This window comes from Defluviicoccus vanus, from assembly GCF_014672695.1.
Taxonomy (GTDB): Bacteria; Pseudomonadota; Alphaproteobacteria; order Rhodospirillales; family Defluviicoccaceae; genus Defluviicoccus; species Defluviicoccus vanus.
The window spans coordinates 504706-529924 of record NZ_CP053923.1 but is presented as its reverse complement, the minus strand read 5'-3'; the positions used below and the strand labels follow the sequence as shown (position 1 = coordinate 529924).

General features: G+C 63.2%; 19 protein-coding genes and 1 pseudogene. 13 read left to right on the top strand and 7 right to left on the bottom strand.

Annotated features, from left to right (window positions below):
* Positions 1-131: 131 nt before the first annotated feature.
* Positions 132-1493, top strand: coding sequence for an IS1182 family transposase (locus tag HQ394_RS02375; protein WP_190260069.1), 1362 nt, complete (start codon positions 132-134; stop codon positions 1491-1493).
* 165 nt (positions 1494-1658) lie between these two features.
* Here HQ394_RS02375 and HQ394_RS02370 read toward each other — a convergent pair whose 3' ends face one another.
* The 4 genes from HQ394_RS02370 to HQ394_RS02355 form a co-directional block, all read right to left on the bottom strand.
* On the bottom strand, positions 1659-2450 hold the full coding sequence (locus tag HQ394_RS02370; protein ID WP_456151475.1) for a sulfite exporter TauE/SafE family protein: 792 nt from the start codon (positions 2448-2450) through the stop codon (positions 1659-1661).
* 42 nt (positions 2451-2492) lie between these two features.
* On the bottom strand, positions 2493-3317 hold the full coding sequence (locus HQ394_RS02365) for an MBL fold metallo-hydrolase (protein ID WP_190261860.1): 825 nt from the start codon (positions 3315-3317) through the stop codon (positions 2493-2495).
* Positions 3318-3593: 276 nt separating this feature from the next.
* Positions 3594-3761 carry a cupin domain-containing protein gene (locus tag HQ394_RS02360; RefSeq protein ID WP_263053764.1) on the bottom strand — a complete coding sequence of 56 codons (168 nt, stop codon included), beginning with the start codon at positions 3759-3761 and terminating at the stop codon, positions 3594-3596.
* 219 nt (positions 3762-3980) lie between these two features.
* Positions 3981-6236: an NADP-dependent malic enzyme gene (locus HQ394_RS02355; protein ID WP_190261859.1), complete on the bottom strand. Its 2256-nt coding sequence runs from the start codon at positions 6234-6236 to the stop codon at positions 3981-3983.
* Between the two features lie 322 nt (positions 6237-6558).
* Here HQ394_RS02355 and HQ394_RS02350 point away from each other — a divergent pair, with 322 nt between their 5' ends.
* Both HQ394_RS02350 and HQ394_RS20375 read left to right on the top strand, forming a co-directional pair.
* Positions 6559-6897 (top strand): DUF1178 family protein, encoded by a 339-nt coding sequence (locus HQ394_RS02350; protein WP_263053763.1) that lies wholly within the window; start codon positions 6559-6561, stop codon positions 6895-6897.
* Positions 6830-7009, top strand: a complete 180-nt coding sequence (locus tag HQ394_RS20375) for a DUF1178 family protein (protein WP_263053762.1) — start codon at positions 6830-6832, stop codon at positions 7007-7009. Before HQ394_RS02350 ends, HQ394_RS20375 begins: the two co-directional genes overlap by 68 nt.
* Positions 7010-7096: 87 nt before the next feature.
* Here the strand turns inward: HQ394_RS20375 and ubiG are convergent, their stop codons facing one another.
* Positions 7097-7867, bottom strand: a complete 771-nt coding sequence (gene ubiG / locus HQ394_RS02345) for a bifunctional 2-polyprenyl-6-hydroxyphenol methylase/3-demethylubiquinol 3-O-methyltransferase UbiG (RefSeq protein WP_190261858.1) — start codon at positions 7865-7867, stop codon at positions 7097-7099.
* Positions 7868-8108: 241 nt separating this feature from the next.
* Between ubiG and HQ394_RS02340 the strand changes: the two genes are divergently transcribed.
* From HQ394_RS02340 to HQ394_RS02290, 10 genes and pseudogenes are all read left to right on the top strand, one after another.
* Positions 8109-9329 (top strand): aspartate kinase, encoded by a 1221-nt coding sequence (locus tag HQ394_RS02340; protein WP_190261857.1) that lies wholly within the window; start codon positions 8109-8111, stop codon positions 9327-9329.
* Between the two features lie 42 nt (positions 9330-9371).
* Complete coding sequence (locus tag HQ394_RS02335) at positions 9372-10370, top strand: NAD(P)H-dependent flavin oxidoreductase (RefSeq protein WP_223292010.1); 999 nt, start codon at positions 9372-9374, stop codon at positions 10368-10370.
* The gene (ptsP, locus tag HQ394_RS02330) at positions 10345-12651 is read left to right on the top strand and encodes a phosphoenolpyruvate--protein phosphotransferase (protein WP_456151474.1); all 2307 of its coding nucleotides are present in this window, start codon (positions 10345-10347) and stop codon (positions 12649-12651) included. The genes HQ394_RS02335 and ptsP overlap by 26 nt, the downstream gene beginning before the upstream one ends.
* Positions 12652-12938: 287 nt before the next feature.
* Positions 12939-13955: a helix-turn-helix domain-containing protein gene (locus tag HQ394_RS02325; RefSeq protein WP_190261854.1), complete on the top strand. Its 1017-nt coding sequence runs from the start codon at positions 12939-12941 to the stop codon at positions 13953-13955.
* A gap of 615 nt (positions 13956-14570) precedes the next feature.
* Positions 14571-15325: pseudogene (locus HQ394_RS20990) on the top strand (MlaE family ABC transporter permease).
* Between the two features lie 14 nt (positions 15326-15339).
* Positions 15340-16110: an ABC transporter ATP-binding protein gene (locus HQ394_RS02310; protein WP_190263077.1), complete on the top strand. Its 771-nt coding sequence runs from the start codon at positions 15340-15342 to the stop codon at positions 16108-16110.
* Between the two features lie 41 nt (positions 16111-16151).
* Positions 16152-17162 (top strand): MlaD family protein, encoded by a 1011-nt coding sequence (locus HQ394_RS02305; RefSeq protein ID WP_190261851.1) that lies wholly within the window; start codon positions 16152-16154, stop codon positions 17160-17162.
* Complete coding sequence (locus tag HQ394_RS02300; RefSeq protein WP_190261850.1) at positions 17159-17815, top strand: PqiC family protein; 657 nt, start codon at positions 17159-17161, stop codon at positions 17813-17815. Before HQ394_RS02305 ends, HQ394_RS02300 begins: the two co-directional genes overlap by 4 nt.
* Positions 17816-18020: 205 nt before the next feature.
* Positions 18021-19280 carry a patatin-like phospholipase family protein gene (locus HQ394_RS02295; protein ID WP_190261849.1) on the top strand — a complete coding sequence of 420 codons (1260 nt, stop codon included), beginning with the start codon at positions 18021-18023 and terminating at the stop codon, positions 19278-19280.
* A 77-nt stretch (positions 19281-19357) separates the two neighbouring features.
* The gene (locus tag HQ394_RS02290) at positions 19358-20821 is read left to right on the top strand and encodes a GntP family permease (RefSeq protein ID WP_190261848.1); all 1464 of its coding nucleotides are present in this window, start codon (positions 19358-19360) and stop codon (positions 20819-20821) included.
* 107 nt (positions 20822-20928) lie between these two features.
* On the opposite strand, the gene HQ394_RS02285 is transcribed toward HQ394_RS02290, so the two are convergent.
* Positions 20929-24018, bottom strand: coding sequence for an efflux RND transporter permease subunit (locus HQ394_RS02285; RefSeq protein ID WP_190261847.1), 3090 nt, complete (start codon positions 24016-24018; stop codon positions 20929-20931).
* A 28-nt stretch (positions 24019-24046) separates the two neighbouring features.
* Positions 24047-25156, bottom strand: a complete 1110-nt coding sequence (locus tag HQ394_RS02280) for an efflux RND transporter periplasmic adaptor subunit (protein WP_223291792.1) — start codon at positions 25154-25156, stop codon at positions 24047-24049.
* Between the last annotated feature and the right edge of the window lie 63 nt (positions 25157-25219).

Sequence of the window (25219 nt, the reverse complement as noted above, 5' to 3'; positions counted from 1 at the left end):
TTCGTCAATCGCTTCACCCCAACCGAATGCCGAAACGACTTCCTAGCAGCCTGTCGGACTTAACGCGAGGCGGAGCTGTGGGTTATAGAATCCGGGCATGGATTCACGCCCCCGGCCCGGACCTCTTCGGCATGAGCAACTTCCGCCCGATCGACCGCGACAGCGGATTTCTGATGCCGCCGTCGGTGGACGAGTGGCTTCCGCAGCGGCACTTGGCGCGGTTCGTGGTGGAGGTGATCGCGGGGCTGGATCTGCGGCCGATGACCGGCAGCTACCGTGGCTCTGGGGAAGCGTCCTACCACCCCAGCCTTCTGCTGGGCATTCTGATCTACGGCTACGCCACCGGGGTGTTCTCCAGCCGCAAGCTGGAGCGGGCGACCTATGACAGCGTGGCGTTCCGCTTCATCGCGGCGAACGATCATCCGGACCATGACACCATCGCCGCGTTCCGCCGACGCTTTCTGCCGCAGATCGAGAAGCTGTTCGTCCAGGTGCTGGTGCTCGCGCGCGAGATGGGCGTGCTGAAGCTGGGAACGGTCGGGCTCGACGGGACCAAGGTCCACGCCAATGCCAGCCGGCACAGCGCGCTGTCCTATGACCATGCGGGCAAGCTGGAGGCCCAACTGCAGGCCGAAGTGGCCGATCTCATGGCCAAGGCAGAAGCGGCGGACCAGGTGGACATCGCTGACGGCATGTCGATCCCCGACGAACTGGCGCGACGTGAGGAACGGTTGTCCAGGCTCGCCGAGGCCCGGGCGAAGATCGAGGCCCGCGCGAAGGAACGCTTCGAACGGGAGCAGGCAGACCATCAGGCGAAACTCGCAGCACGGGACGCCAAGGCAGCGGCCACCGGCAAGAAGCCCACGGGCCGTGAGCCGAAGCCGCCGGTGGCGACGCCGCTGCCCACGGATCAGATCAATCTGACCGACGAGGAAAGCCGCATCATGGCGGTGGCGGGCGGCGGTTTTGAGCAGTGCTACAATGCGCAGGCGGCGGTGGCGGCGGGCAGTCTGCTGGTGGTGGTCGCCGACGTGGTGCAGGCGCCCAACGACAAGCAGCAGCTTACACCCATGCTGGACAAGATCGGCACTCTGCCGGACGTGCTCGGCAGGCCGGACATGCTGTTGGCGGACAATGGCTACTTCAGCGAGGCGAATGTGCAGGCCTGTGTGGCCGGCGGGATCGAACCGCTGATCGCACTTGGTCGCGAGGCGCATCATCTCAGCCTGCAAGAGCGCTTCGCTGCGGCGCCACCGGCGCCCGAAGACCCCACCCCGGTTCAGGCGATGGCGTATCGGCTGCGCACGCCGCAGGGCCGCGCGCTCTACGCCCTGCGCAAGCAGACGCCCGAGCCAGTGTTTGGCATCATCAAGTCCGTGCTGGGGTTCCGGCAGTTCCTGCTGCGCGGGCTCAATGCCGCCCGTGGCGAGTGGAGGCTTGTGACCATGGCATGGAACCTGAAGCGGATGTTCGCCCTCAGCCGCGCCGTCTAGCCTGCGCGGCCAGTTCCGCAGGCGCGCCAGCGCGACCGCACCGCCCAAAATGGCGCTGACAGAGGCGCCGACGCACCGATCCCTACGCAGGTCCGGCGACGCCCGAGACGCAAGTCCGACAGGCTGCTAGCCGCCAGTGACGATCCAAGCTGATCGGCGAACGCGCTAAACCAGGGCGAGGACACCGCGGATCACCACGTACACGCCAACCATCATCACGACACTAGCAAAGACGAGGCTCAGGGCTCGCTTGCGCGCGGCGAGGCGTTGCGACAACCAGATGCCGGCGATACCGCCGGCAATGCCGCCGAGGATGAAGAACCCGGCAATGCGCCAGTCGACGAGGCCGGAAAGCGCATAGCTGATCGCCGTTGTCAGGCCAAACGCCGAGACCGAAACCAGCGATGAGCCGACCGCATTGATCAGCGGCATGTTGGTCGCCCCGACGAGGCCAGGGACGATAAGGAAGCCGCCCCCGATTCCAAAAAATCCCGAAAGGCCGCCGACGACCAGCGCCGTGCCGACCAGCGCCGGCAGCAACTGACGGGCACTTTCCGCGGCGAGCCGCACGTCAGGATCGCCGCCATCCTTGCGGCGCCGCAGCATCGCGAGGGCGACCACGATCATCAAGGCGCCGAACAGCGCCAGTAGCTTCTGGCCATCGACCATTTTGCCGAGAGCCGCCCCCAGCGCCGCGCCCAGGACGCCGACCACGGCGAAGACCGCGGCGCAACGCCACTTGACCGTGTGCGAGCGGGCATGGCCAACGAGGTTCGTCAGGGCACTGGTGGCGACAGCGACCGCACTGGTGCCGATGGCGATGTGTGGCGAGGCGGTACCGACGACGTAAACCAGCAGCGGCACGGCGAGGACCGAACCACCGCCACCGATCAGGCCGAGGGTAAATCCGACGAGGGCTCCGCAGCCGATCGACAGGGCGTCTTGCGCGATAAACAAGGTCAGCCTTTCTTGAACGCCGAAAGATCACGCCTGCTTGGCTCAAAGCGCATCGATCGGGATCTTCAAATAGGAGACGCCGTTTTCCTCTGCCGGTGGCAGGTTGCCGGCGCGCATGTTGATTTGCACGGACGGGAGGATCAGCCGTGGCATGGCGAGCCCGGCATCACGCGTGGTGCGCATGCGGACGAACTCTTCCTCGCCAATCCCATCGTGGACATGAATGTTGCTGCGCTGCTGTTCGGCAACGGTGGTTTCCCAGCGGTATTCGCTTCGCCCCTCCGCCTTGTAATCGTGGCAGAGGAACAGGCGGGTGGCCGGCGGCAACGCCAGGATGCGGCGGATCGACCGATAAAGCTGGCAGGCATCACCGCCGGGGAAATCGCAGCGGGCGGTCCCGTAGTCGGGCATGAACAGGGTATCGCCGACGAACGCCGCATCGCCGATGAGGTAGGTCAGGCACGCCGGGGTGTGCCCGGGGGTATGCAGGACCGTGACCGGCAAGTTGCCGATGCTAAAGGTTTCGCCATCCTGGAATAGCTGATCGAACTGGCGGCCATCGGTGGCGAACGACGCCTCGGCGTTGAACAGTGCGGCGAATGTCTTCTGCACCGTGGTGATGTGAGCCCCGATGCCGGTCTGTCCGCCGACGCGGTTGCGGATGTAGGGGGCGGCCGTCAGATGGTCGGCGTGGACGTGGGTTTCGAGAATCCACTCGACGACCCACCGGTCGCGCCTGACATAGGCGATGAGGGCATCGGCATGGGCGTAACGGGTTCGCCCGGAGGCGGGATCGTAGTCGCGCACCGAGTCGAGGACGGCACAGGCGCGGCTCGCCGGATCCCGCACCACGTAGCTGACGGTCATCGTCTCTTCATCGAAGAAGGCCGTGACCTCTGGCCGAGGGACCGCTCCCGAGGGGACTTCGGGGGCTGGAGTTGCGGAAGGAGGCGGAGGGTCAGGGATCGGCACCGATTGCCTTCCTTGGGCAGGAGTTCGTTAATTATAAAATGCTAATGTACATGCTCCTTATATAGGATCGAGTTCGAACGAAATGCAAGTCAGAACCGACATTTGCGGATTGGGAACCTTGTGTGACGCGAGAGCGTCCGATCGCCGCTATCGCGTTGCCGCAGGCGGCGGCTAGCAGGGCTCACCGATGTGGATGGCGAGCCAGACCGTGGGCGTCGTCTCGTCGGTCCAGGTCACCCGGTGGCGGGTGCGCGCCGGAAGCAGCAGCCAGTCACCGGGGCGCAGCCGCCGTGGCGCGGCATCGCCCTCGATCACCAGTTCGGCGCCACCGCGCAGCAACAGTACCCACTCGTCCCAGGATTGATCGAACCATTCGCCGACCGGTGTCGTCTGCCCGGTCGAGACGATCCGCTCGATCCGCGTTCCCGGTAACTGCAGCAGCGTCTCACGAACTGCTCGCCGGCGAGCTTGCGGGGCAGGCCCGCGAACAGATTCCCGGCGTCCGGTCGCGGCCCGCCGCCGCCGTCTTCCCGATGGGCCAAGTCTCGCCCGCTGCGGCTAGACCAGCGCCCGCATCTGCGCGTCGACGACAGCGATCGCCGCCATGTTGACGATGCCGCGCACGTCATCGCTCGGCAGCAGGATATGCACCGGCCGCGCCATGCCGAGCAGCACCGGACCGATCGCCTCGGCACCTCCCAGCCGCTGCATCAGCTTGTATGACGCATTGGCGGCGTTCAGGTCGGGGAAGATCAAGACGTTGGCGTCACGCACGCGGCTGAACGAATAGAGGCGGTCGATGAACTCCGGCGTCACCGCCACATCCGCCGCCATCTCACCGTCCACCTGCAGATGCGGCTGACGCTTGCGCAGCAGGTCGACTGCCCGGGCCACCGCCTGGGCGCCGGGGTGGGCGACGCTGCCGAAATTGGAGAACGACAGCATGGCGATGCGGGTGTGAATGTCGAAGTTGGTCGCCATCTCCGCCGACAATTCGGCGATGTCGGCCAAGTCCTCGGCCGATGGCGCGATGTTGACCGCACAGTCGGCGAAGAAGAACACCCGGTCGCGGATGACCATAATGAACAAGGCCGCGGCGCGGCGGACGTCGGGGCGGGTGCCGATGACCTGAAACGCCGGCTGCAACGCTTCGACGTAGTTGGTGGTCAGGCCGGAAATGAACGCGTCGGCGTCGCCGCTCTGCACCGCGAGCAGGCCGAAGTAATTGGGCCGGCGGGCGATTTCCCGCGCTTCCGGCAGGGTGATGCCTTTGCGTTGCCGGCGCCGGAACAGCACCTTGGCGTAGGTCTCGCCCCGCGGTGATTCGCGCGGATCGATGATCCGCGGCCGGTAATCGAGGCCGAGCTCGTTGACCGTCGCCATGATGACGCTTTCACGGCCGAGCAGGATCGGCTCACCGATTCCTTGGTCCTGGATCTCGGCGGCGGCGCGGATGATCTTCGCCTCCTCGCCTTCGGCAAAGACGATCCGTTTCGGCGCACTGCGCGCCTTGTTGAAGATCGTCCGCATCAACGCCCAGTCCTTGCCGAGCCGGCTTTCTAGCTCTTCGCGATAGGTCGTCGTGTCGACCGAGCGGCGGGCGACGCCTTCAGCCATCGCGGCCTGGGCCACCGCCGGCGCCACCCAGAGCAGCACCCGCGGGTCGATCGGCTTCGGAATGATATAGTCGGGGCCGAACAGCATGCTGTCGACGCCATAGGCTTTGAGCACCGAATCCGGCACGTCGGAATGGGCAAGTGCCGCCAGCGCCCGTGCCGCGGCGAGCTTCATTCCGTCGGTGATCTGCCGGGCGCGCACGTCAAGGGCGCCGCGGAAGATAAACGGGAAGCAGAGCACGTTGTTGACCTGGTTGGGATAGTCGCTGCGCCCGGTGGCGACGATGCAATCGGGGCGCGCCGCCTTGGCGTCCTCGTAGGTAATTTCCGGATCGGGATTGGCCATGGCGAAGATGATCGGCCGCTCGGCCATCGTCCGCACCATCTCGCGGGTGAGCACGCCGCCGACCGAGACGCCGATGAACAGGTCGGCGTCCTTGATCGCATCGGCGAGGGTGCGCGCATCGGTCTCCTGGGCGAAGCGCTCCAGGTAGGGGTTCATCCCCACCTCGCGACCTTTGTAGACGACACCGTCCTTGTCGCACATGGTGATGTGCTCGCGCGGCACCCCGGTGCGCACCAAGAGCTCGGCACAGCCGATGCCGGCGGCACCGGCGCCGCTGAACACCACCCGGATCTCGTGTGGCTTGCGGTTGGTCAGTTCCAGCGCGTTTAGCATCGCCGCAACGAGGATGATCGCGGTGCCGTGCTGGTCGTCGTGGAACACCGGGATATCGAGCAGTTCGCGCAGCCGCGTCTCGATCGCGAAGCACTCAGGTGCCTTGATGTCCTCAAGGTTGATGCCGCCGAAGGTGGGCGCCAGGGCGCGGACGATGTTGATAACCTCGTCCGGATCGTAGGCGTCGATCTCGATGTCGAAGACGTCGATATCAGCGAAGCGCTTGAACAACAGCCCTTTGCCCTCCATCACCGGCTTACCGGCGAGTGGCCCGAGGTTGCCGAGGCCGAGGATGGCGGTGCCGTTGGAGATGACCCCAACGAGGTTGCCCTTCGCCGTATATTCGTAGGCATTCTCCGGGTTTTCGGCAATTTCCTGCACCGGGATGGCGACACCCGGCGAATAGGCGAGGCTGAGGTCGTACTGCGTCAGGCTCGGTTTCGAGGGAACAACCTCGATCTTCCCCTTGCGACCCTCGGAGTGATACCGCAGCACCGCTTCTCTGGTGACTTTCTCCAAGGCCCATCTCCCTTATGCACGAATGCCAGCACCTCGGGCGGCGGCCAATCGCCACGCCCTTCTATTGCCCTTGCAGTATAGAGGGCTTGGGCAGCGCGACGGAATAGCCGTAGGCGAGACGTCCGGGTTGTGCCGCGCCGGAAGCAATTCGAATCAAGATGCTGCACGAAGATAGCGACTGCGACATAGCAGCCTGGCGCCGATCGATCTGGACGCGTCGTTCGTCAGCCACTAAATCATCCGCCGGGGTCGGGATCTGTCTCGTAACCCAGCGGCTGCAACCGCTACGGCTCACCCACTCGTCTCCAGGGCCGCCTAGGTAATGATCGTTTTCGACCTTTTCTGCGCATCCGGACACCGCTTTGAGGCGTGGTTCCGTGACGGCGCCGCGTTCGATGAACAGCGCAGCGCGTCGACCATTCGCTGTCCGGTGTGCTCGGATGCCGACGTGGTCAAGGCGCCGACGGCGATGCACGTGGCGCAATCACGCCGGCGGTCGGACGGCGAGGAAGCGCAGGCCGGCGACGAGTCCAAGCCGGCGGCGCTACCCGTCCCGGCCGAATTCGCGCAAGCACTCCACCAGCTGCGCAATCATGTCGAGACGTCCTGTGACTACGTGGGGAGCGGTTCCCGAAGAGGCGAGGCGCATTCACTACGGTGAGCAGGTTGCCCGCGACATCTACGGCGAGGCGAGCGCCGAAGAAGCGGCAGCGCTCGGCGAAGAGGGAATTACGGTGCAGCCTCTGCCTTGGTTTACCCGCCGCAACGGCTGAACGGCGCTGGCGCCGGTGTCCGGCTAACGTCTTTCCGTGACGAACGCGACGTAGTTCATGCCCCTCCCGTCGCGAGTGCGACGTAGTTCATGCCCCTCCCGTCGCGAATGCGACGTAGTTCATGCCAAGGTCGCGACCGAGCGACCATTCATCCCTGCCCACATCGTAGTGGAAGCCCTTGAGGTCAGCCAAGTGCAGGCCTTCCGCGCGCAGGCGTGCGGCCAGTTCGGACGGTCGGACAAATTTGCGCCAGTCATGGGTGCCGGGGGGTACCCAGCGCAGCACATACTCGGCAGCGACCTTCGCCAGGGCCAAGGACTTGATCGTTCGATTCAACGTCGCGACAATGAGTGCACCGTTCGGTCGCAGCAGTTGGCCGGCGGCATGTACGAAGGCCGGCATATCGGCGACGTGCTCGATGACTTCCATGGTCACGACGGCGTCGAACCGAAGCCCTTCACGCACCAGATCTTCGGCTGCGGCACAGCGGTAGGCGATGCGGAGGCCCTGGTCGTGCGCGTGCGTCTCGGCGACTCGCACTGATTCTGCCTCGGCATCGATGGCGACGACACTGGCACCGAAGCGGGCGAGCGATTCGCTGAGCAGCCCGCCACCACAGCCAATGTCGATTACCGCGAGCCCGGCCAGCGGCTGCTCGCTGGCCGGATCGAGCCCGAAATGGTCGACGAGGCGATCACGGATGTAGGCCGTCCGCACCGGATTGAGCCGATGCAAGGCGCGATACATTCCCTCTGGATCCCACCATTCAGCGGCGAGGCGACGGAACCGATCGATTTCATCGGTTGCGACGGTGGAGACGGCAGGGGCCGCCGCGGCAGCGGTTTGGGTGAGAGGCATGACAGACCGGACCAATGGTTTATCGCGGGATGGTTTATCGTCGGCAGGCAATGCGGGCGCTTGGCGCCGCACTCTTGCACGCCCGCCCGCCGGTCAGTATGTAGGCAATGCTCGGCCAGTCGCAACCGGTCGTGCCGTGTACGGGCATTGGCTGGCTCGTGCGTGGCGCGGATGCCGTCGATCCTACGAACCTGGGGCGAGTGGCTTCGCACGTCCGGTAATCGCAGGTGAGCATCTCGGCATGACGCGAGTGGTGAAGAAATTTGGTGGGACATCGGTCGCTGATCTGGAGCGAATCCGCTCTGTAGCCGCGCGGGTAAAACACGCACACGACGCCGGCGAGGAAGTCGTCGTGGTCGTTTCGGCAATGGCCGGTGTCACCAATCAGCTTGTTGACTATTGCGTCAAGATGGCGCCGCTGCACGATGCGCGCGAGTACGACACCATCGTTGCCACCGGTGAGCAGGTGACCGCCGGGCTCACCGCGATCGCTCTCCAGGAACTGGGGGTTCCGGCGCGTTCCTGGCTTGGCTGGCAGATCCAATTGCATACCGACAGCGCCCACGGCAAGGCGCGGATCAGCGGCATCGACCGGGAAGCGCTCGATCAGCGGCTGCGTCAGGGCGAAGTGCCGGTCATCGCCGGTTTCCAAGGTATTGGCAGTGACAATCGGCTAACGACGCTCGGCCGAGGTGGATCCGATACAACGGCGGTGGCGATCGCGGCGGCACTGCAGGCGGACCGCTGCGACATCTACACCGACGTGGACGGTGTTTACACCACCGACCCGCGCATCGTCAGCCGGGCGCGCAAGTTGGAAAAGATTACCTTCGAGGAAATGCTGGAGATGGCCTCGGTGGGTGCCAAGGTATTGCAAACCCGTGCCGTTGAACTGGCAATGAAGTACGGCGTTAGGATGCAGGTGCTGTCGAGTTTCGATGACAGCCCGGGAACTTTCGTCGTTGGGGAGGACGAAATTTTGGAACATGAACTTGTTAGCGGTGTGACGTACAGCCGTGATGAGGCTAAAATAACCCTTTTGAGGGTTGCAGATCGACCGGGCATCGCCGCCGGGATCTTCGGTCCGCTCGCCGACGCCAGCATCAATGTGGATATGATCGTGCAGAACATTTCTGCCGAAGGCGATACGACCGACATCACCTTCACCGTCTCCAAGTCGGATTTGGAGCGGGCGCGGGCGGTGATCGAGGCGAGTCGTGAAACGATTACCTACGCCCGCCTGCTTTCAGATCCAAACGTGGTAAAAGTATCGGTCATCGGCGTCGGCATGCGAAGCCATGCAGGCATCGCCTCGAAAATGTTTCATACTCTCGCTGAAAAGGGCATAAACATCCAGGTCATATCAACGTCAGAGATCAAGGTCAGCGTGCTCATCGACGAGGCATATACGGAATTAGCCGTTCGTGCACTCCATACCGCGTACAGGCTCGACGCCCACTAAACAGATGGATGGACCTTTAACCGCAGAAGCCAAGCTGCATGGCTGTGGCAAAGGGGCTGTGCCTTTCTCGGCTGCCGCTGGGCAATACTCGGCGGCGCCATGTCATGGGTCTCGGAGCACCGCCTGGTGGCGGCGATTTCCAACGCCGGCGGCTTTGGCGTGATTGCCGGCGGCTCGCTGGGACCCGAAGCCCTGGCCGATGAAATTCGTGCGACCCAGCAACAGACGTCACAGCCCTTTGGCGTGAACCTGATTACCATGCATCCACAGTTGGATGCTCTCGCTCGTGTGTGCCTCGATCTTCGTGTCGGCCACGTGGTCCTTGGCGGCGGGGTTCCCCCTGCGCCGATGATCAAATTGCTGAAGGAAGGCGGATGCAAAGTGCTCTGCTTCGCGCCCTCGCTGGCTCTGGCCAAGCGGCTGGTACGCAATGGCGTCGATGCATTGATCATCGAAGGCGCGGAGGCGNGGGGGCACATCGGACCAGTGGCGACGAGCGTCCTGGCGCAGGAGATCCTGCCGCAGGTGCGCGACGTGCCGGTTTTCGTCGCCGGTGGGATCGGTCGTGGTGAGGCGATTGTCTCCTATTTGCGGATGGGCGCTTCCGGATGTCAGCTGGGGACTCGCTTCGTCTGCGCCGCAGAGTCGATCGCTCACGCCGCCTTCAAGCAGGCGTTTATCCGCGCCAGTGCCCGCGATGCGGTGGTCACGGTACAAATCGATCCGGATCTGCCGGTCATTCCGGTTCGTGCCTTGGTGAACAACGGCACCAACCGATTCAATGCGGCGCAACGCGAGATTGCTGCCCGGTATCGGTGTGGCGAGTTGAGCCAGGAGCAGGCGCAACTGGAGATCGAATTGTTCTGGGCCGGTGCGCTCCGGCGCGCGGTGGTAGACGGCGACGTGGAGAACGGCTCGGTGATGGCAGGCCAGAGTGTCGGGATGGTGCTACGTGAACAGCCGACCGCCGATATACTTCGCGAGTTGGTCGGCCAGGCGCTGACGGCGCTGGCCGATGAGGCGAGGCAGGAGGTCGGATAGCGTCATGGAATACGGACAGACCGTGCTCGTCCTCAGACGACTGCTGGCGCGCATCCGTGACGTGATGGCGAGTGAGGGAACGGCGCAAAGCCGGCTGGCGCGGATCGTCTCGATCATTGCCACCGACATGGTGGCGGAGGTTTGCTCCATCTATATCCGCCGCGCTGGCGATGTGCTGGAACTGTTCGCGACGCAAGGGCTCAATCCAGCGGCTGTCCGCCGTACCCGACTGCGCATCGGCGAGGGCTTGGTGGGCGAAATCGCTGCCAAAGGGCGGCCGATGGCGCTGGCCGATGCGCCGAGCCATCCCAGTTTCGCCTTCCGCCCGGAAACCGGCGAGGAGCGCTACAAGTCGCTGGCGGGGGTTCCGATCCTGCACGGCGGTCGCGTCGTTGGTGTGCTTGCGGTGCAGACTGCGGTGAACCGGCAATACACCGATGAAGAAATCGAGGCGCTGCAGACCGTTGCAATGGTGTTGGCCGAATTGGTGGCCGGCGGCAACCTGATCGGTCGTGGCGAACTGACGCCAACCGAAGGCATCGCTATCGTACCGATGCGACTTGAGGGGGCGCGGATCAACGCAGGCATCGGCATTGGTGTCGCCGTTCTTCACAAACACCGCTTCCTCATCCGCCGCATGGTCGCGGAAGACATTCGCTTCGAACACGATCGCCTGCGGACAGCTGTTTCCGAGATGCACGGGCAGATCGACAACATGCTGCGTCGCAGCGGTCTCGCCGATTTTGGCCCCTCGCGCGACATTCTCGAGACCTACCGGATGATCGCCGAAGACGTGGGTTGGCTGCGCCGTATTGGCGATGCCATCAATACCGGGCTGACGGCCGAGGCGGCGGTGCAGCGGGTTAACGATGATATTCATGCGCGGATGAGCCAGGTCTCCGACGAATACCTGCGTGAGCGGGTTCACGATCTGGAAGACCTCGCCAACCGCTTGCTACAGCATCTGCTCGGCACTGAGGAAACCGCACCCGATATTCCGCCCGGCGAGGATTTTGTCCTCGTGGCGCGCAACCTGGGGCCGGCGCAGCTCCTCGATTACTTTGATCACACACGGTTGCGCGCCGTTATTCTCGAGGAAGGGTCGCCCAACGCGCACGTAGCCATTGTCGCCCGCACCCTTGATGTGCCGGTGGTCGGCCAGGTTCGTGATGGCCTGCAGCGAATCGATCCAAACGACATCCTCGTCGTCGATGCCGACCATTCGCAGGTGCTGGTCCGGCCGAGCGATGATGTTCGCCAGTTATTCCGCCGCAGTGTCGCCGCGCGCGATCAGCGCAAGGCGGAATATGTGGCATTGCGCAGCCTGCCGCCCTCGACCGCCGATGGCGTACGCGTCAGCCTCAACCTGAACGCCGGCCTGCTCCTTGATGTACAGAACCTGGCGGAACTGGATGCGGACGGTGTCGGCCTTTATCGCACCGAAGTTCCCTTCATGGTTCGCTCGTCCATGCCGGACGTGGTTGCTCAGCGCACCCTCTACCGCAAGGTTCTGGATTACGCTCACGGCAAGCCGGTGGTGTTCCGCACCCTCGATGTCGGTGGCGATAAGGTCATGCCGTACTGGGATCATGGCCATGACGAAAACCCCGCCATGGGCTGGCGGGCTATTCGTGTTTCGCAGGATCGGCCGGCGATGCTGCGCCAGCAGTTGCGCGCGCTGGTGCAGGCGGCCGCGGACGAAGATCTCTACGTCATGTTCCCGATGATCGCCGAGGTCAGCGAGTTTCGTTTCGCGCATGCGCTGTTGATGGCCGAAGTGAACCGGCAGCGTGCCAGCGGCCATGTTCCGCCCCGCCGGGTGCTGGTCGGGGCGATGCTGGAGGTGCCAGCCCTCATCTACCAGTTGCCGGAGTTGCTGCCGCAACTCGACTTCCTGTCGATCGGCACCAACGATCTATTTCAGTTCCTGTTTGCCAGTGACCGCGGCAATTACCGCATTTCCGAACGCTATGACGTGCTGTCACCGGTCACCTTTTCGCNNCTGCTGAAGATCATCCTTGGCGAGTGCGCGCGTGCCAATGTCTCGATCAGCCTGTGTGGCGAGATGGCGGGACGGCCACTCGATGCGATGGCGCTACTTGGCATCGGCTTTCGCAACCTCTCGGTTGCGCCGCCGGCTTTGGGGCCGGTCAAGGCGATGATTCGCAGCATCAACCTGCAGTCGGTGACCGATTACATCGAATCGCTGACCACGCATGGGCAGTGCAGCGTACGCGATCACCTGCGTGCCTTCGCCAGCGATCATCACGTCGCGCTCTGAGCGCCGCCGGGCATCGGCTCCGACGCGAGCCCGGTGGCGCATTGCCGCGTGTTTTGATACCTGAACCGTGTCGCTCGCGCGGAAAAAGCGAGCAGCCGGCAAAGAGCGCAGCAGGAAAGGGCGCCGCTGGATGTCGCCCATCTTGGCGGTTGCATCTCTGGCGCAATCGCTCACAATTCAGTCCTTGCCTTTGGTAATCCCGCCGGATCGGCTTGGTTATCCACGCCTGGTGCTAGCGGTTTAGTGGCGACAAAGCGTTCGAAATCACGAGGAGAGCGACGGAAGCCATGTTTGGCGCCGGGACGAAGGCGGATACGGGGGTGGGCGGCCGGACCACAGGGCCTCACGTCGGGGCGATCCTGAGCCAGGCGCGGCAGTCCCTGGGCCAATCCATTGCCGACGCGGCGCGTGATCTGCGCATTCGTCGGGCGTTTCTGGAAGCGATCGAGGGGGCACGCTATGCGGACCTGCCCGGTCCCGCCTACACGCTTGGCTTCATTCGTACCTACGCCGAACATCTCGGCCTCGAAGGCGAAGAAATCGTCCGCCGTTTCAAGGCCGAAAGCGGGCAGGTGGCGCCGAAGTCAAAACTCAACTTTCCCTCGCCGATGACCGAGAGCACCGCGCCCAAGGCAGCGGTGCTGTTGATCGGCGCGGTGATTGCCCTCGTTGCCTATGGCATCTGGTACCTGTCGTCGAACCGCTATCTTGACGTGGCCGAGTTGGTACTGCCACTGCCGGAGCACCTGCGCAAAATATTACCGGGCGACGAGCGGGGTGTGGATGTACCGATCGCACTGCCCACGGCACAACCGGGCAACGCTGCCCCGTCTACTGCCGATGTACCACCTGCGTACGGCGGCAGCGAAACACCGCCTGTGGCCNGCCGCGACGTCATCGTCAACGCCATCGCCATCGCCGAGCGAGGTGAATACGGCCGTGGCTCCGCCGCCGCCAGCCGTCGCTCCCGCATCGTCAACACCGATGCCCTCCGCCACGGCGGGAGAGGCGGCCNNGCAGGCGACGTCCCCTCGCGGATCGTCCTCAAGGCCAACTCCGATACCTGGGTGGAAGTGCGCAGCAGTTCCCCGCGTGCCACCTTGCTGTCGCGGCTGATGCGCGCGGGCGAAACCTTTGCCGTGCCAGATCGGCCGGGATTGACGCTGATGACCGGCAACGCGGGGGCTNTGGAGGTGGTGGTCGATGGCGNNAGGTGCTGCCCCCTCGGCAAGCCCGGGGCCGTACGCCGTGCCGTACCGCTCGACGCCCAGCAGTTGAAAGCGGCGGCAACCGCGGCAAACTGATCCTCCGGCCGCTCGCCGATCCCACCACGACCGCGAGTGCCGCCGTGGGCAGCTGCACTCGCGGCGACGCATGGCGCGTAACCACCGGCGTCTACGGCCGCTTGCGGAAATGCACCTGAAAATTGAGGGGGTATTGACGTCCTCTCAGCGCGCGGGGTAAGCAGCCGTGAATTCGCTCAACCCTGAAGGAACGTGTTTTGGGCCACGCGCGCACGATGCCTACGGACTCGACGGCCAGCGATGACGAGCCGACGCTGACCTTCAGCGATGGCGGCGCGGGTACGCTTGCTCTGCACCTGAGCGGTGATTGGGTGCTGGCGAAGCGAGTGCCATCCGCGACCGACGTCGATGGCCGGCTGCAACAGCAGCCTGCGGCAACGCGCGTCCAGCTCGATGTGGCGAATGTCGGGCAATGGGACAGCCGTTTGCTGACCTTTGTGCTGAACGTCACCCGCATATGCGAGGCGCGCAGCGTTGCTTTCGATCCGGGCACGCTGCCCGACGGGGCTGAGCGCCTGCTGCGCCTGGCCTCCGCGGTTCCGGAAAAAAAAAGGCGCCCGCCGGACGAACGAGCGTCCACCACTGCTGCAGCGCCTGGGTGCCGGCTGGCTGGGGATGATCGCCGGCGTTCGCGATACGGTCGATTTTCTTGGGCAGGTGGCGCTCGGTTTCGGTCGCCTCTTCACCGGCCGGACGCGACTGCGACGCGCCGATCTGTGGCAACTGCTGCAGGAGTGCGGCGCAGAGGCGTCTTGGATCGTATGCCTGATCAGCCTGCTCACCGGCATGAGTACTGCCTTCGTCGGTGCCATCCAGTTGGCACGGTTCGGCGCCGAAATCTTCGTGGCCGATCTGGTGGCGTTATCGACGGTGCGCGAAATGGCACCGACGATGACCGCCTTTGTCATGGCCGGCGAACCGGGGCGGCGTTCGCCGCACGGATCGGTACGATGCAGGTCAATGAAGAGGTCGACGCGTTGCAGACGCTCGGCATCCCGCCGATTGATTTCCTCGTCATTCCTCGCATCGTCGCCCTGGTGCTGATGATGCCGCTGCTGTTCTTCTACGCCAGCCTGTTCAGCATGCTGGGCGGCGCCGGGGTGGTGCTGGGAACGCTAAACGTCACCGGCTTTGCCTATTTTCACCAGACGGCCGGCGCCATCGATCTGGTCGATATCGGTGTCGGACTGACCAAATCGGTGGTCTTCGGCGCCCTTGTTGCCTTCTTCGGCTGTTACTGCGGCATCAAATGCGGTCGCAGCGCGGCAGCGGTTGGTGCCGCGGCAACCTCGGCGGTGGTGCAGTCGATCATTGCCGTGATTGTCGCCAACATGGTGTTCGCGGTGATCACCAACATACTCGGCGTCTGACGGGGTTGGTGGAAATGGCGGACCACGCGGCGGCGATCTGCGTCGATAATATCACGATGGCGTTCGGCAGCTTCGTGCTGCAACGCAACCTGACCTTCACCATCAACGCTGGCGACATTTTCATCATCATGGGCGGGAGTGGCTGCGGCAAGAGTTCGCTGCTGCGCCATCTCATTGGCCTGCGCGCGCCAGCCGAGGGCAACGTCTACTACAGCGGTGTCAGCCTTTGGGGTGTGGCACCGTCTGAGCGACAGCGCATTCTGCAGAACACTGGCGTGCTCTATCAGCGTGGTGCGCTATGGAGCTCCATGACGCTGGCCGAAAATGTCGCGTTGCCGCTGCAGGAATACACCAATATGAGTGCCGCCGAGATCAACGACATGACGGCGTTCAAGCTTTCGCTGGTGGGGCTTGCCGGCTTCGACGGCTACTATCCTTCGGAGATCTCGGGCGGGATGCAAAAGCGCGCCGGCTTGGCGCGCNCCCTGGCGCTTGATCCGCACATCCTGTTTCTCGACGAGCCATCGGCCGGCCTCGATCCGATCAGTTCGAAACATCTGGATGATCTCATTCTGGAGCTGAAAGGGAGTCTTGGGATGACCTTCGTCATCGTCACGCACGAATTGTCCAGTCTGCTCGCGATCGGCACCAACTCGGTTTTCCTTGATGCCGATACCCGCACGATGATCGCCCAGGGCGATCCGAAGATATTACTGGCGGAAACGGATCAGGACAAAGTCCGTGAGTTTCTGACCCGTGGCGGTACGGAACGCGTGTTGATCTAAGAACGAACCGAATGCTCGAGTGGTAAAGAAGGCGATAGGACATGGCTAAAGGCGCGAATACCACACGCATCGGCGCGTTCGTTATCGTCGGGATTCTTCTGATCGTGGCCGCGATCACCATCTTCGGCAGCGGGCGCTTCTTTCGCGAGTCGCGGCAGTTCGTCATGAACTTCTCTGCGTCGATGCAGGGGCTGAGCCGGGGTTCACCGGTAATGTTCAGCGGCGTTCCCATCGGCGAGGTCACCGACATCGTCTTGCGCCTCAACGAAGAAACGCTCGAAAACGATTCGGCGGTGCTGGTCAATATCTACCCGGACCGGTTCGAACGGGTAAATATCAGCGCCCGCAACTATGAAGATTCGATCCGCGAAATGATCAGCCGCGGTCTGCGCGCCCGTCTGGTGCAGATGAGTATGCTGACCGGTCAGCTGGGAATCGAGGTGGGCTTTTACCCCGGTACTCCGGTCCGAATGTCCGGCAGCAAGCCGGGAACCGTTGAAATTCCGACCATCCCCTCCACGGTGGAGAGGATGGAGACGTCGCTGCAGAAGATCCTGGCGATCCTCGAAGGTGCCGACATGGAGGGGCTGTCTCGGGATGTGGAGCGGGCGCTGCAAAGCGTCAGCGCGCTGATGACCATGCCGGAGTTGCGCGAGACCGTCGTCGACGGTCATGACGCGGTCCAGGACCTGCGTCAGCTCCTGGCGCAGATGAAAGCCGAGACACCGGAGTTGCTGGCAAGCCTGCGCAACACCGCCCGCGGCGCGCAGGGACTGGTGGGCGAGGCGCAGAAGGCGCTGCCGACGTTGCGGGGCGATCTGGAGCGACTGGGCCCGGCGCTGGCGAAGCTGGATACCCTCCTGACGTCCGCAGATACGCTGATGCGTAACGCCAACGCGACGGTCAATCCGGATTCGCCGATGCAACAACAGCTCGCGGTGACTCTCCGCGATCTGGCGAGGACATCGGCGTCGGTGCGAAGTCTGGTCACGGCATTGGAAGACAACCCCAACTCGATCCTCTTCGGAGCGATCAAAGGAACCAACCAATGAGGATCGCGGTCTTGAAGCGCGTAATTGGCTTGGCGGCGGCCGTTGCCAGCGTCGCCATACTGTCGGCGTGCGGGTTGTCGGCCTTGGGGCAGCAGCCGCCGACCACGGTCTACGTGCTGAGCACGGCGGAGGACCGCGGCATGCCCGCTGCGGCTGGTAACCCGGCAGTCGGCAATCAACCCACCATCGGTGTCAGTACGGTTGGCTTTCCGCCGTACCTTGAGCGCAAGGAAATCGTCACCCGCGCCACCGATAGCCAGTTGGTGGTGCATCAGTTCGACAAATGGGGCAGCGCTCCTGACGAGGACTTCACCCGTACCGTCGCCGCCAACCTGCGAGCGATGATACCCACACCTCGCGCGGTTACCCCTCCCTTTCGCTCGGAACTTCCGCTCGACTATGAAGTGCGGATAAGTGTCGAGCGCTTCGAACGCCTGGCCGACGGCACCGTCGTGCTGGATGCGCGCTGGAACATTCTGTCGCAGCCCGACGGGCGTGCGCTGACCAGCACGAGCGCACAAATCCGCATCGCCAACGTCAGCCAGTCGATTCCCGACGTGGTGGCGGCGATGAGCGTCGCCGTAGGCCAGCTCAGTGAACAAATCGCTGCAGAGCTCATGCCTTTCAAACGCCTGCAACAGAAAGTCAGCTAAGACGTCGGGGCCTGCATCATTGTCAGGCTCAGGGAGGGGGCCCAACCTGAGGCAAGACGCGGCGTCGTTTGACGTTGGCCGCGCATATTGGCGTGGCACCGTCGCCGATGTGGATGCTGATTGTGTCACACAAGGGCGGTGGATTGTCGTGGGCGCGCGAACTGCGTGTCGTCACGGCCGCTCAGCAACGAGGAGATCGGAGAAAATGGGTGTGAAGAAGATTGCAATCGCCTGTCAGGGCGGCGGCACGCACGCTGCATTCAGTTGGNGGGTCCTCACCGAGATTCTGCAGGCGAAGAAAGCCTGGGACGCCGACGCCGCGGCGGGGGACACGATCAACATCACAGCCATGAGCGGAACGTCTGCCGGGGCGCTCTGCGCCATGGCATTGTGGTATGGACTGGTCCCGAACAAGGCCGATCCGGCATGCGGGACGGTGGACAAGGCGATCGAACGGCTCGACTTCCTGTGGACGGTCTTTGCCGCCCAGACGCCGGCAGAGGCGTTCCACAATCAGATGATGGGAACCCTCCTGACCATGAAGGCGAAGGGGGTGCCGTTTCCAGGTGCTAATCCGAACGGGGTGCAAGGCGAAATAGCGCTGAGCGGCCTCGCCATGCTCGGCGCTCGCCCCGAATACCTGGGCTTTCCGGCGCTGTTGCAAGCGGTGTGTCCGGACTTTGCGAGCATTGACTGGGAGAAGGTAGCCACCGCCGATCGGCGGGTCGTCGTCGGCGCGATCGAAGTCATCAGCGGTAATTTCGAAATCTTCGATTCCGACAAGACTCTCGAAGCCATGGGTCTGCATCCCAATGGTGAGAATATCGAGCAGTATAATTCGACCCGCTGGCGGATGCGGCGCCCGTTCACTTTCGAAGGCGTCGCCGCGTCTGGAACACTGCCCGAACTGCTCCCGGCCCAGAAAATCAGCAACACCGTCTTTCCGAGCTGTACGCCGGGTAAGACGGTGAAACGCGATGCGTTCTATTGGGATGGGCTGTATTCACAGAATCCACCGGTAAGAGATTTATTGGATGCGCCAAAGAAAGAGGAGAAGCCGGACGAAATCTGGGTCGTGCGCATTAATCCGCAGGAAATGCACACGCTATCAGCTGGCATGGACCTGGAGGCTATTCGCGATCGTGAGAACGATCTCGCCGGCAACCTTTCGCTCAACCAGGAACTCGACCATATCCTGACCATCAATCGTTGGATCGACCGCTACGGTTCGGCCAATCCACCCTTTGACAAGCTGAAANAAATCACGGTGCGGACAATCAAGATGCCGCAGGAAATCGCCTGGGGAATGAGCCACACCACCAAGTTTGATCGTAGTCCGCAGCATCTCGCCCACCTGGCCGAGGAAGGGCGCCGCGTCGCCCGACAATGGCTGGCGGACTGGCATCGGCTCGGCAATGAGTTCGCATCCTACCCGTACGATGCGCGCTATCCCGAAACGGCCTGATCTGATCGCATCGCCGTCAAGCCCTAAGATTCCCCGTTTCCGGCCAAGCTGCCGACTTCGCCAACGGAGCCGCAGATATGTTTGATATTATCGCCGTCCTGATCGCGCTGGGTCTGCTCATGTACCTGGCGTTCCGGGGATTTACGTTGATACTGTTGGCTCCCGCCACCGCCCTGTTCGCAGCAGCGCTGACTGGAGGTCTGCCGATCCTCGGGGCGTACACCCAGATCTTCATGACTAACACCGGTCAGTTCATTATCTCGTTTTTCCCGCTGTTTCTTCTCGGCGCCATCTTTGGCAAGCTGATGGATGATACCGGCTCAGCGAAGTCCATCGCCCGCTCGGTAAGCACGTGGCTTGGACCGAAGCGGGCGATCGCCTCGGTGGTTTTGTGCTGTTCGGTGCTGACCTACGGCGGCGTTTCGGCGTTTGTCGTGGCGTTTGCCATCTATCCGGTGGCCGCCGCACTGTTCCGCGACGCAGATATTCCGAAGCGGCTGATTCCGGGCGCCCTCGCGCTCGGCGCCTTTTCGTTCACCATGTCGGCCCTGCCGGGAACCCCGGCAATCCAGAACGCGATCCCGATGCCCTTCTTCGGGACGACCGCTNTTGCGGCCCCCGGCCTCGGCATCCTAGCGGCGATCATCATGTTCAGCTTCGGGCTATTCTGGTTGCAGCGTCGTGCCACCAGCGCCAAGGCCAAGGGCGAAGGCTACGGCCTCCATGCCGACAGTCTGCCGGCACCGGATTTGGTGATGCGCGAACATGCCCAATGTGAGGGCTTTGATATTGCCGAACTGGTAGAGCCCACGCCGCAGCCGGACGTCGAAAACCTGCCGCCGTTCTGGCTGGCGCTGTTGCCGGTTCTTGCCGTCATCGTCTCCAACTTCGTCTTCGTCCAGTTGGTGCTACCGCTGATGGACACCTCATTCCTGGAGGAGCCGCTGTTTGGGGAGACCAACATTGAGAGCGTTCGCGGCGTCTGGGCCGTCATCATTGGCCTGTTCCTCGCCATCCTGCTGCTCATCGCCGGCAACTGGCGTCGCCTCAGCGATCTCCGGGCAAGTTTGGATAAAGGCGCTGATGCTTCGGTGNTGCTGCCGATCTTCAATACCGCCAGTCTCGTCGGCTTCGGGGCGGTTATCGCCGCATTGCCGGTGTTCGACTACATCAGCCAGGCGGTGGTTTCCCTGGGTGGCGGCAATCCGCTGATCTCTGTAGCCAGTTCGGTGGCGGTGCTGTCGGCGATGACCGGTTCAGCCTCGGGCGGCATGTCGATTGCGCTCGATGCGCTCGGCTCCACCTTTGTTGACGCTGCCAATGCCACCGGCGTTTCGCTCGAAGCGATGCACCGGGTCACTGCGGTGGCTTCGGGGGCGCTTGATGCGCTACCGCACAATGGGGCGGTGATTACCCTGCTCGCTGTCTGCAAGCTGACCCACCGGGATTCGTATTTCGACGTCCTCATGACCTCGGTCGTCGGGCCGATGATCTCGCTTGTGGTGCTCATTGCTGTGGCAACAATGGTTGGCTCGTTTTAAGGGCACTTCGCCGGCAATCAATGCGTCACGAGAACGGCCCCCGTTTGCGAGTGATCGTCGGGGGCCGTTGCTTTGTCAGCGGTGGCTTGAAACGCTCCGGCTCTGGCTCATGACGGCGCGGGAACGGAGCCTTTGGCGGGAGTACCTTTGAACAGGAGACTGTAGAGCACCGGCACCACTCCCAATGTCAAAACGGTGCCGAGCGCGGCGCCGAACGAAATGACGATCGCCATGCTATAGAACAGCGGGTCCTTCCAGACGATCAGCGGTAGCAGCCCGGGGATGGTGGTGATCGTCGTCATCAGGATCGGCCGGAAGCGGGAGAGGGCGGCATCAACGATGGCATCGTAGGTCGTGGCGCCCGCCTGTCGGTTGGTCTCGATGCTGTCGATCATGATGATGCCGTTGTTGGTGATGATCCCGGCAAGGCTGAGCAGCCCCAGCAGCGACATGAAGCCGAAGGGCGCTCCGGTGACCAGGAGCCCGACCACCGCGCCGAGAAACGCCATCGGGATGGTCAACAGGATGATCCCGGCGCGCCGGAACGAATTGAACTGCCAGACCAGCAAGGTGACGATCAGGAAGCCGGCGAGCGGGAAGGTGGCGAACAGGCGCTCCTGCGCTGTCTCCGAGCTCTCCAGTTCACCGCCTATCTCCCAGTGGTAGTTGGCCGGCCGGTCGAGCTTGTCGATCGCCGGCCTGACGGCATCGACAAGCTGGCTGGCGGTCATATGCAGGTGCTTGGCACTGACCGTGACGGTGCGCTGCAGGTTGCGGCGGTTGATCCGATAGGGTTCCCAGACACTGCGAATGTCGGCGATCTGCGACAACGGCACGCTGGCACCGGTCGCGCTCGAATAGACGTGAAGGCCAAACAGCGAGGCCAGTTGATTGCGTTCATCTTCGCTGCCGCGGAGAACGATCGGGATCACCGCATCGCCTTCTCGGTAGTCGGTGATCGCCCCGCCACTGACGAACGCGTTGAGCGAGGTTGCGATGTCGCGGGAGGTGATACCCGCCCGTCGAGCACGGTTTTGATCGACGACAACCTCGACTTTAAGGACCTTGTTTTCCCAGTCCTGCTCGACCTCGATCGTCCCCGGTACCGCCCGGAAGGCGGCGAGAAGTTGATCCGCCTTTGCTCGTAGCACGGCTTCATCCGGACCGCTGATGCGAACCTCCACCAGACCCGCCTCGGTCGGCCCGAACCACATCGCCTTCGGCTTGCCGCGAATCTCAGGGTAATGGCTGTCGACATAGGCGCGGGTTCGTTTGATCAGCTCCGGGACCTGATCGTTGCTTTTGGTTTCGACAAGGACGAAAGCGGCGTGGGGGTCGGGATCAATTGGCGCCAGCGACAGGAAGAAGCGAGGCCCACCACTGCCGGCATAGGCGACGGTTTTGGTCACCTCGGGATTGACCTCGCGGTCGTTCAACCAAGCGCTCACGCTCTCGACGACGCGTGCCGTCTCATCGATGCTGCTTCCGGCCTCAAGATCGAGGTAAAGAAGAAACTGGTTGCGGTCGTTGGCCGGAAAGAACTCGGTGACGACGAAGCGGCCTGCAAAGACAACGCCTGCCGCAAACAGCAGAACGATGATCATGCAGATGGCGCGGTGGCGGAGGACGGTATTCAGGAATGCCCGATAGTAGCGATAGATTCCGGCAGAATATGGCTGTTGTCTATCGGTGTTGCTCTCCGCTGCCTTCGGTGCCTTGAGAAACCAGTAGCACATGGTCGGGGTCATATACATCGACATGAACCATGACCCCAGCAGCACGAGGATGACCACCTGTCCCAGCGACAGCGTGTATTCGCCGGTCGAGCCTTCGGCGAGGGCGATCGGCATGAAGGCGAGGATCGTCGTCAGGGTAGAGATCAGCAGCGGCAGGCCCAGCGAACTGGCAGTGTCGATCGCTGCCTGTTTGCGGTCCTCGCCGAGCGAGAGGCGGTTGCGCATCCCTTCGGCGACGACGATGCCGTTGTCGACCATGATCCCGAGGGCAATGATCGCCGTTGCGATCGACATCCGCTGCAGTTCGACGTGCAAGATCGACATGCCGACGAGGGCAAGGAGGATGGTGACCGGCACGAAGGCCCCGACGATCAGCCCGGCGCGCACGCCGAGGAAGAGAATGACGACGACGGTGACGATCACCAACGTCTGGCCAAGGTTGCTGATCGCCCCGTTGACCGCGCGCTCCACCAGGTCCGGCTGATAGGTGGCGAAATCAAGAACGTAGCCGACCGGCAGGCTCTGCTCGATCGCTTTGATCCGCTGGGTCAGGCGGCGGCCGAACTCGACCGAGTTGACGCCGTCGAGGATGGAGACGCTGATGACGATCGCCGGATGACCGTTATAGAAGACCGGCCGCACGGCGGGATCGGCGAAATCTCGCGCCACGGTGGCGATATCTTCAAGCGGGATCGTCCGATCGCTGCCGGGGATCGGCACCAGCACCGAGGCGATCTCGGCAACGCTGTCGAACGTTCCCGAAGCCTCGACGATGACGTTCTGGCCACTGGCGTTGATCGTTCCCCCGGGCAGGATCATGTTCTGGGCACGCAAGGTATCGACGATCACCTGCGGCGTAATCCCGAGGCTGGCCAGTCTTGCGTTGGAGACGGTGAGGAACACCCGTTCCGGCTGAACGCCAAAGAGTTCGATCCGCTCGACCCCGTCGAGGCCGTCCAGTTGCCGACGGATATCGCGGGCCACCCGACGCATGTCTTCAAGGGAGAAGCCGTCGCTCCACAGGGCGATCGTTGCGACCGATGTGAGGCCGAATTCGTCGTTGACGAACGGACCGGCGGTTCCGGCCGGCAGCCGCGGCGCGACATCGTTCATTTTGTTGCGCAGGGTTTGCCAGACTCGCGGAATGTCGGCGCCCTTCACCCAATCATCGATCTCGGCGTAGATGGTGGTGCGACCGTCCTGCGAGGACGACCAGACGTTATCGATTTCACCGATCTCCCGGATCGATTCTTCCAGCGTTCGGGTGATCAGATCTTCGACCTGATACGCATCCATTCCGGGATGAAAGGCGGTCACGATCGCTTGGCGAATCTCGATCGACGGATCTTCCTGGCGGGGATAGTCGAGAAAAACCAACAGGCCGATCAGCGGTATGCCGATCAGAACAAGGATGGTTATTCTGTTCGCCTTGATGGCGAACTCGGTGATTTTACCAAACATCGGCTGTGCTCTGTCCTGGCGTCAGGGGCTAACCGCGTGCGGATGCAGGCTCCGGGTCCATCAACTTGACCCGTTGCCCATCGACCAGAAAGTTCACGCCTGCGGTTGCCAGCGTGTCCCCGACGTTCACCCCGGTGATGGCTACAGCGTTGCCCGCCAGTGGGCCGACCGAGCGAACAAGGGTTCGTCGCACCGTCGAAGTGGTCGGATCGAAGACGAAGACAAACCCTTCACCCGAGGCATCGCCGGGAGCGATGGCCGAGAGCGGAACGAAATAACTGGTTCTCCCCGCTTCGCTGCCTAGCACCAGCGTCACTTCCGCTGTCATACCAGCGCGCACCGTCGGCGGCGGCGCGCGNATCAGCGCTGCCTTGACCGGGAACACATTCCCGGCGCCGGCGGCGCTGCCAATCTCTGAGATGCGGGCTTTCAGTGTGGTGTCGTTCTGCGGCAGTCTGACCAGCGCCGGCATTCCCGGTTTCAACTGGCCAATGGCGGTTTCCGGCACGCCGAGCGCGGCCTGCATCCCGCCGCGCGCATCAACGCGAAACAGCGTCTGCCCCGTCTGCACCTGAATATGAGGATCGACAAGCCGGGCTGAAATGGTGCCGTCGAAGGGAGCAACCAGGGTGGTATTGCGGAGGTCGCGCTGGGCCAGGTTGAGCTTGGCGACGGCGAAGTCGACTTGGCTCGTCGCTGCCTGGAATTCGCGTAGCGAGACCTCGAACTGGACACGCGCGACGGCGCGCTGCTCTAGGAGACGAGTGTTCCGTTCGTAGTCCGCCCGCGCCTGCGCTAGAAACGCTCGCGCCCGCTGCAGTTCGGCCTCTGCCGCGCGGACATTCAACTGATACGGCTCTTCGTCGAGCGAAGCCAACACCTGCCCCCGGGTCACCGCGTCGCCCTGGTTCACCAGGACGCGGCGAACATTGCCGGGGACCTCGAAGCTCAAGTTGGAGGAATCAATCGCTTCGATAACGCCGGAAAAGCTGCGCGTCTGGCCACTGGCGACGTCGCTGATGGTGATCGCGCGGATGGGGCGTACCTGTTCCGGTATTGGCGGGGCTTCTTTACCGCAGCCGGACAGCGTGGCAGCCACGGCTAGAGCAAACAGTCCGCGTATGGCATTGGACCGCATTTATCCCATTCCTTTCGCTACGCTCGCCCTAGGGCCAATCCACAAGCCGCATTGGCCCGTCTT

Coding starts and splice junctions, on each gene's coding strand:
- HQ394_RS02375 (WP_190260069.1), top strand. CDS start 132: ATGAGCAACTTCCGCCCGATCGACCGCGACAGCGGATTTCTGATGCCG.
- HQ394_RS02365 (WP_190261860.1), bottom strand. CDS start 3,317: ATGACCGTCAGCTACGTGGTGCGGGATCCGGCGAGCCGCGCCTGTGCC.
- HQ394_RS02350 (WP_263053763.1), top strand. CDS start 6,559: ATGATCGTTTTCGACCTTTTCTGCGCATCCGGACACCGCTTTGAGGCG.
- HQ394_RS20375 (WP_263053762.1), top strand. CDS start 6,830: ATGTCGAGACGTCCTGTGACTACGTGGGGAGCGGTTCCCGAAGAGGCG.
- ubiG (WP_190261858.1), bottom strand. CDS start 7,867: ATGCCTCTCACCCAAACCGCTGCCGCGGCGGCCCCTGCCGTCTCCACC.
- HQ394_RS02340 (WP_190261857.1), top strand. CDS start 8,109: ATGACGCGAGTGGTGAAGAAATTTGGTGGGACATCGGTCGCTGATCTG.
- HQ394_RS02305 (WP_190261851.1), top strand. CDS start 16,152: ATGGCTAAAGGCGCGAATACCACACGCATCGGCGCGTTCGTTATCGTC.
- HQ394_RS02300 (WP_190261850.1), top strand. CDS start 17,159: ATGAGGATCGCGGTCTTGAAGCGCGTAATTGGCTTGGCGGCGGCCGTT.
- HQ394_RS02285 (WP_190261847.1), bottom strand. CDS start 24,018: ATGTTTGGTAAAATCACCGAGTTCGCCATCAAGGCGAACAGAATAACC.